Genomic DNA, 7,137 nt, shown 5'->3' with positions numbered 1-7,137 from the left:
ACGAGCCGCGCAGCCCCGAGCAGAAGCGCCGTGCGATGAGCTGGGCGCAACGGCTCAAGCGGGTCTTTTCCATCGACATCACCACCTGCGCCCACTGCGGCGGCGCGGTACGGATCGTCGCCAGCATCGAGGAACCCACCGCCATCCGCGCCATCCGCGCCATCCTCGCCCACTTCGAGAAACACGGCGCGCTGGAGCAAGCGCACTACCGGACAGCAGCGCGCGCCGCCGCCGGCCGCCGCGTGATGAGGCGCCGGCCACACAGCCGGCAGCCAAGCCAGAGTCCGATCCGATGCGGCCACGACCCCGCAGGGCTGCGCTCGGCCCTGTGCCGGGATTCGGTGAGAAATGGCTACGCACTGAGCCGCTGCGTGGCCCCGCGATGTCGAAAACCCACGCATGAACCCCCGATCTGTGCCCGATCTGTGCCCAAAGCGGCGCTTGCGCGGCCGCTTCCTGCCCGCCAGACTCGCAAAAAAGGGCGGTTGAACTTCCTATACCCTCCACTGCTTGAGCGAAACCGAAGCAACAGCCGCGCTGGTCGCCGCCGCGCGCCGGGGAGACGGCGGCGCGCTGGAACGCCTGTACCGCCGTTTCGCGCCCGTGGTGCACGGTGTGCTGCTCGGCTACGTGCAGCACGCCGATGCCGAGGACCTGACCCAGCACGTGTTCGAGGTCGCGCTCGGACGGCTCGCCGATCTGCGCGAGGATGCCGCGTTCCCCGGCTGGATCGTGAGCGTGGCGCGGCGGGCCGCGCTGGACCAGCTTCGCCGCAGCGCGCCGTTGACCGGCGTCGGAATCGAGCTGCCCGCCGGCGGCGCCACGCACGAGGACCGTGCCGACGCCGAACGCGTGCTGCGGGCGATTCGCGCGCTGCCCGAGGCCTATCGCGAGACCCTGATCCTGCGTCTGGTGGAGGGGCTGACGGGACCGGAGATCGCGCAACTGACCGGCCTGACGCCGGGCAGCGTGCGGGTCAACCTGCACCGCGGCATGGCGCAGTTGCGCCAGGCGTTGGCGGTGCGAGAAGAAGGGGCGCGATCATGAGCGGCCACGACGACTATCTGTGGACGAAGGCCGGGCGCGATCGCGAGATCGAGCGCCTGGAGCGGCTATTGGCGCCTTACGCACATCGTCCGCACGGCCTGTCGCCGGCGTGGCGCGCCGACCGGGGAAGCCCGGGCCCGCGCCCAGCGCGCCGGGCGCGGACGACGCTGGCGCTGGCGGCGACGCTGGCGGTCTGCGCACTGGCCGTGACGCTGCTGCTGCAGCACCGTCTGGCCTGGCCGGACGGCGAGGCCTGGCAGGTGCTGACGACCACGGGCGAGGTGCGCTGGCAGGACGGGCCGACGCCAGGGCGTCTGGCCCCGGGAGGCGAGATCGTCACCGGCGAGCAGGGGCGTGCCCGCCTGCGCGTGGCGCGCATCGGCGAGCTGTGGCTCGGCGTGGACTCGCGGCTGCGGCTGGAGGAGACGCGTTCCGGCCGGCACCGGGTGCGGCTGCTGCAGGGACGCCTGCGGGCCAGGGTGTGGGCACCGCCGCTGCATTTCGGCGTGCGGTTGCCGGGCGTCGAGGCGCTGGACCTGGGATGCGAATTCGTGGTCGAGAGCGACGCCGCGGGCAACGGGGCGCTGACCGTGCTCAGCGGTTGGGTGCTGGTGGATGCCGGCTCGGGCGAAGTGCTGGTGCCGCGCGGTGCGACCGTGCCCCTGCGCCGCGGTGCGGGAGCGGGCACGCCGCGCGATCTGGGCGCGAGCGCCGCGTTCGTCGCAGCCTTGCAGGCGATCGACGCACGAGGCGGGCGGGTGCCGCCCGCCGGCGAGCAGGTGCGCCGGTTGATCGCCGCATCGCGCCCGCAGGACGCCATCAGTCTGCTCACGCTCCTGCAACGTCACCCCGAGCTGGCGCAGGGGCCGCTGTACGACCGGCTGGTCCAACTTCTGCCGGACGCGCCGCCGGTCGCGCGCGAGGCGATCGTGCGCCGCACGCCGGCGGCGGTGGATCCGTGGTGGGACGCACTGCCCTATCCGCGCGCCAAGCGGTGGTGGCTGCAATGGCCGGACGCGTTGCCGGCGACGGGCACGGAGTCCGGTTAACGCCGGCCGCCGCGGGCACGTCCGTTCCCGAACCCCATCCGGAGCCGGACATGCCGCTTCGATCGCTCTTCGCCGCCGCGGTACTCGTGCCGGCCATCGCCGCAGGATCCGGCGCAGGCATGCGCGACGACCGCGCCGACGCTGCCGTCCGCGCGCCGCTGCCCGTGATCGGCCACGCCTGCGAAGGATGCGAGGCGGTGTTCGACGGCATGCCGGCGACGATCCCCTCCCGCGCGCGGATCGCGCCCGCGGACCAGCCGGGCGCGCCGATGACCGTGTCGGGACGCGTGCTGGACCGCTCCGGTCGCGCGCGTGCCGGCGTGATCGTGTACGCCTACCAGACCGACCATGCCGGCCGCTATCCGAAGCCGCGCGCGGCGTCCGACGCCGGCGCCATGCGGCATGGCCGTCTGCGCGCCTGGGTGCGTTCCGATGCCCAGGGGCGTTACGCCTTCGACACCATCCGGCCGGGCGCCTATCCGGGCGAGGACATTCCCGAGCACATCCACATGCAGGTCGTCGAGCCCGGCTGCTTCACCTACTTCATCGACGACGTGGTGTTCCGCGACGATCCCAGGCTGACGCCGGCGCAGGAACGGCAGTTGGTGCAGGGCGTGGGCGGTGCCGGCCTGGTCGTGCCGCGCCGGTCCGGCGACGGGGTCTGGCAGGTCGAGCGCGACATCGTGCTGGGCCAGGGCGTGCCGGGGTACCGCGAATGCCGCGCGCGCTGAACCGGCCCGGTGCCCGGGCCGACGAGCGCTATCCGCCGCTGGCCCGCCTTCTGCACTGGGCGGTCGCGCTCGGCGTGTTCGTCCAGATCGGCCTGGGCTGGGCGGCGGAAACGGCATCCGAGCGCGACACCGGCGCGCGCCTGCTCCACCTCCACTTCCAGCTCGGCATGCTGCTGCTGGCACTCATGGTGTTGCGTGCCGGCCGGCGCCTGCTGCATGGGCTGCCGCCGCCCGCCACGGTCGATGCGCGGCCGTGGCGACGCCGGCTCGCCGCGTGCGTCCATGCAGCCCTGTACCTGCTGCTGTTCGTGCTGCCGCTCAGCGGTTACGTGATCTGGGTGTGGATGGACGGCCCGCGGGACGTGTTCGGCCTGGGGCAGGTGCCGCGCTTGTTCACGCCGCCGGCGGACGACGAGACCTGGCGCGCGATCGCCTGGTACGTGCACTACTGGAGCGCGTGGGCGTTGGCCGGGCTGGTGGCGTTGCATGTGGCGGCCGCGCTCTGGCACCAGTGGGTGCTGCGCGACCGGCTCGTCTCGCGCCGCCTGCTGTGAACGTCAGCCCGGCCGGGTCGCCACGATCCGCCAGTTGTTGAACGGCGTGCGCCCGTACAGCGGGGTGAACGTCGCGTGCAGTCCGGCGGCCTCGAAACGCGCGCGCAGCGCGTCCGGCTCGGGATAGCGCGTCGGCCCCGAGACCATCCAGCCCACCGCGCGCGACACCACGTCCACCGCCCGCGTCACCCGCGCGCGGCGACTGCCGTCGGCCAGGCCGGTGCGGATCACCAGCCGCGCGCCGGGCGTGAGCATCGCCACCGCGGCGTCGAGCGTGCGCGCCTGCGCGTCCGGCGGGATGAACTGCAGCACGTCCAGCAGCGCGACGCTGCCGCGATGCTGCGGATACTCGCGCCGCAGATCGACCACCTCGAACGATGCATCCTGCAGGCCGCCGCGCTGCGCCACTGGTCCGTCGCGTCAGTACCGCAGACAGGAAGGCCCCGCTCCGGCGGGGCCTTCTTTTTTCGTAGGGCATCGCAACGCGTGCGGGGCGCGTGGCAGCGGTCGGGGCTCCCCGCGCCAGCCCGGGGCGCCGGCTCGCGAAGCCGCGACCGGGCGCCTGAACCAGCAAGGTTTTGCTGCGGCGCAGCGTGCATTCGCCATCACGGCGCTTTAACACTGGCTCGGCATCCCGACGTGGGGGAGGGAGCAGGAGCCCGCTGCCGGCAACGGCAGTGGGCTTTTCTTTGCCCGCCGGGGCTTGCAGCGGCGTGACAGAATGGCTGCATGACCGCCCCGACCGATGCCGCGGATGCGGTCGACGCCCTGATCCGACGCGCCCTCGCGCAGCTGCCCGGCCTGGCTCCGGAGGAAGCGGCGCGCATTGCGCCCGTCGCCATGGCCAGCGACTTCGCCATGGCCACGCTGGCCCGCGATGGCGCACTGCTGCGCCGCCTGCTGGACGACGACGGCGAGGCGCCGGTCGCCCCGCCCGTGCTCGATCACTCCGACCCGTCCGCCTGGCCCGGCCAGTTGCGCCGCTACCGCGCGGCCGCCTCGACGCGGCTGGTCTGGCGCGACGTGCACGGGCTGGACGACGTCGACGCCACGCTGGCCGGCGCCACGCGCCTGGCCGACGACTGCCTGGCGCTGGCGCTGTCGGCGCTGGAGGCGCAGTTCCGCGCGCGCCATGGCGACGTCCGCGCGGCCGACGGCCGGCCGCTGCGGCTGGTCGTCTTCGGCCTGGGCAAGCTCGGCGGCGGCGAACTCAACTTCAGTTCCGACATCGACCTCGTCTACGCCTACGAGGATGCCGGCGAGTCCGATGGGCCGCGGCCGCTCGATGCCGAGGGCTATTTCATGCGGCTGGGCCAGCAGCTGGCGAAGCTGCTGGACGAGGTGACCGCCGACGGCTTCTGCCATCGCGTCGACCTGCGCCTGCGCCCCTTCGGCACCGCCGGGCGGGTGGCCTGGTCGTTCCCGGCGCTGGAGCAGTACTTCCAGCGCGAGGGCCGCGACTGGGAGCGCTATGCCTGGCAGAAGGCGCGGCCCGTGGCCGGCGACGTGGAGGCGGGCGAACGCTTCCTGCAGGCGCTGCGTCCCTTCGTCTACCGCCGCTACCTCGACTACGGCGCGCTGGACGGCCTGCGCGCGATGAAGGCCTCGATCGCCGCCGAGGTCGCGCGGCGCGACCTGGCCGACGACGTCAAGCGCGGCCCCGGGGGCATTCGCGAGATCGAGTTCCTGGTGCAGGCCCTGCAACTGATCCGTGGCGGCCGCGAGCCGGCGCTGCGCGGGCGACGCCTCCTGCCGGCGCTGGCCGCACTCGTCGAGGCGGGCCACGTGGACGCCGCCACCGGCGACGCACTGGCGCAGGCCTACCGTTACCTGCGGCGCGTGGAGAACCGCCTGCAGATGCTCGCCGATGCGCAGACGCATGCGCTGCCGGTGGATGCGCTGGCGCGCGAGCGCATCGCCCGCGGCCTGGGCCATGCCGACTGGACCACGTTCCGTGCCGAGCTCGACGCCGTGCGCGGGCGCGTGGCCACCGAGTTCGCCGCGCTGCTGGCCCCGCGCGAGGTCGACGCCCCGCCCGATGCGCTCGCGCTGTACTGGCGCGCGCTGCCCGGCGAGGCCGATGCCCGCGTACTCGACCAGGCTGGCCTGCGCCCGGCCGACGAGGCCGATGCGCTGCTGCGCGACTTCGCGCGCGCGCCGGCCATGCGCGGCCTGGGCGACGCCTCGCGCCTGCGCCTGGACCGGGTGATGCCGCAGCTGCTGCTGGCCGCCGCGAACTCGCGCGAGCCGCTGCTGGCCTTGCGGCGCCTGCTGGCGCTGGTGGGCAACGTGCTGCGCCGCAGCGCCTACCTGGCCCTGCTGGACGAGCAGCCGGCCGCGCTGCAGCGGCTGGTCGACGTCGTCACCCGCAGCGCGCTGCTGGCCGAGCGCCTGGCCGCCTATCCGCTGCTGCTGGACGAACTGCTGGACGTGCGCGTGGCCGGCGCGCTGCCCGGGCGCGGCGTGCTCGACGGCGCCTGCGCCGCGGCCGTCGACGGCATCGACGACACCGAACAGGCCCTGCGCGCGCTCAACGAGGCGCGCCAGGCGCTGGGCTTTCGCATCGCCATGGCCGTGCGCGACGGCCGCCAGCCCGCGGCCGACGCCGCGCGCCAGCTCGCCTGGCTGGCCGATGCGGTGGTCCGGCAGGTGCTGCGCCTTGCGTGCGACGAGGTCGCGCAGGTGCATGGCCGCGTGCCGGCCGCGCGTTTTGCGGTGCTGGGCTACGGCAGCCTCGGTGGCGAGGAACTGGGCTTCGGTTCCGACCTCGACCTCGTCTTCCTCTACGACGCACCGCCCGACGCGGAGTCGGACGGCGCGCGCCCGCTGGACGCGCAGCGCTGGTTCGCGCGGCTCGCGCAGAAGATCGTCTCGCTGCTGGGTGCGCCCACCGGCGCCGGGCGCCTGTACGACGTCGACGTACGCCTGCGCCCCGACGGCGCCAAGGGCCTGCTCGTTTCCAGCCTCGCCAGCTTCGCCGCCTACCAGCGCGAGCGCGCATGGACCTGGGAGCACCAGGCGCTGGTGCGCGCGCGCTGCATCGGTGGCGACGACGCGCTGTGCGCGGACTTCGAGGCCGTCAGGCGCGCCACGCTGGGCATGCCACGCGAGGCCGCGCGCGTGCTCGAGGACGTGGCCGCGATGCGCCGCCGCATGCGCGCCGAGCTCGACCGCTCCGATGGCGCCGCGTTCGACCTCAAGCAGGGCGAGGGCGGGCTGGTCGACCTCGAATTCGCGCTGCAGGCACTGGTCCTGCAGCACGCGGCGCGCACCGATGCCCTGCTCGCACCGCGCAATACCTGCGCACTGCTCGAGGCTGCGCGCGCGGCGGGCCTGGTGGCGGAGCAGCGGGCCGATGCCGCCATCGCCGCGCATGCGCTGCTCCTGGCGCGCGGGCTCGACTGCACGCTGGATCGTCGCGCGCGGCGCGTTCCGCCGGATGCGGCGGTCGAGGGCGCGCGCGAGGCGGTACGCGCCTTCGCACGCGCGGCGGGCCTGGCGTTCTAGGACCTGTCCAACGCTGTCGGCATGGGTCGCGCGAGGCCTGAGGCCGTGTCAGGCGGTTCTGCGCGGCGATGCGCCTTGCTGACTGCAAGGTCGAGCCGCGCGGGGCTGCATGGGGCGGCCTCGGGCCTCACCCGCAGGGCGGGCGCGACCCATGCCGATAGCGTTGACAGGCCCTAGGTCGAATCGACATTCAGGTATACCCGGAGAGACTGGCGGGCATGGCCAGTCAATCCCCACGCCCCAGCCGTT

At 74.1% G+C, this 7,137-nt stretch carries 6 protein-coding genes; 5 read left to right on the top strand and 1 reads right to left on the bottom strand.

Annotated features, from left to right (window positions below):
* Positions 1–510 precede the first annotated feature (510 nt).
* The 4 genes from EYQ95_RS25370 to EYQ95_RS25355 are packed head-to-tail and all read left to right on the top strand — an operon-like array spanning position 511 to position 3,381.
* Positions 511–1,047, top strand: coding sequence for an RNA polymerase sigma factor (locus tag EYQ95_RS25370; protein WP_132331860.1), 537 nt, complete (start codon positions 511–513; stop codon positions 1,045–1,047).
* The gene (locus EYQ95_RS25365) at positions 1,044–2,096 is read left to right on the top strand and encodes a FecR domain-containing protein (protein WP_132331864.1); all 1,053 of its coding nucleotides are present in this window, start codon (positions 1,044–1,046) and stop codon (positions 2,094–2,096) included. The genes EYQ95_RS25370 and EYQ95_RS25365 overlap by 4 nt, the downstream gene beginning before the upstream one ends.
* Positions 2,097–2,146: 50 nt before the next feature.
* Positions 2,147–2,827, top strand: a complete 681-nt coding sequence (locus EYQ95_RS25360; RefSeq protein ID WP_207916674.1) for a hypothetical protein — start codon at positions 2,147–2,149, stop codon at positions 2,825–2,827.
* The gene (locus tag EYQ95_RS25355) at positions 2,812–3,381 is read left to right on the top strand and encodes a cytochrome b (RefSeq protein ID WP_132331858.1); all 570 of its coding nucleotides are present in this window, start codon (positions 2,812–2,814) and stop codon (positions 3,379–3,381) included. Before EYQ95_RS25360 ends, EYQ95_RS25355 begins: the two co-directional genes overlap by 16 nt.
* 3 nt (positions 3,382–3,384) lie before the next feature.
* Here EYQ95_RS25355 and EYQ95_RS25350 read toward each other — a convergent pair whose 3' ends face one another.
* Positions 3,385–3,789, bottom strand: coding sequence for a hypothetical protein (locus tag EYQ95_RS25350; RefSeq protein ID WP_132331856.1), 405 nt, complete (start codon positions 3,787–3,789; stop codon positions 3,385–3,387).
* Positions 3,790–4,110: 321 nt separating this feature from the next.
* Here EYQ95_RS25350 and glnE point away from each other — a divergent pair, with 321 nt between their 5' ends.
* The gene (glnE, locus tag EYQ95_RS25345; protein ID WP_132331854.1) at positions 4,111–6,888 is read left to right on the top strand and encodes a bifunctional [glutamate--ammonia ligase]-adenylyl-L-tyrosine phosphorylase/[glutamate--ammonia-ligase] adenylyltransferase; all 2,778 of its coding nucleotides are present in this window, start codon (positions 4,111–4,113) and stop codon (positions 6,886–6,888) included.
* The last annotated feature ends 249 nt before the right edge of the window (positions 6,889–7,137 follow it).

Source organism: Lysobacter sp. N42 (assembly GCF_004344885.1).
The sequence above is the reverse complement of the archived record's forward strand: the minus strand, read 5'-3'. Positions and strand labels throughout refer to the sequence as shown.

Coding starts and splice junctions, on each gene's coding strand:
- glnE (WP_132331854.1), top strand. CDS start 4,111: ATGACCGCCCCGACCGATGCCGCGGATGCGGTCGACGCCCTGATCCGA.
- EYQ95_RS25355 (WP_132331858.1), top strand. CDS start 2,812: ATGCCGCGCGCGCTGAACCGGCCCGGTGCCCGGGCCGACGAGCGCTAT.
- EYQ95_RS25365 (WP_132331864.1), top strand. CDS start 1,044: ATGAGCGGCCACGACGACTATCTGTGGACGAAGGCCGGGCGCGATCGC.
- EYQ95_RS25360 (WP_207916674.1), top strand. CDS start 2,147: ATGCCGCTTCGATCGCTCTTCGCCGCCGCGGTACTCGTGCCGGCCATC.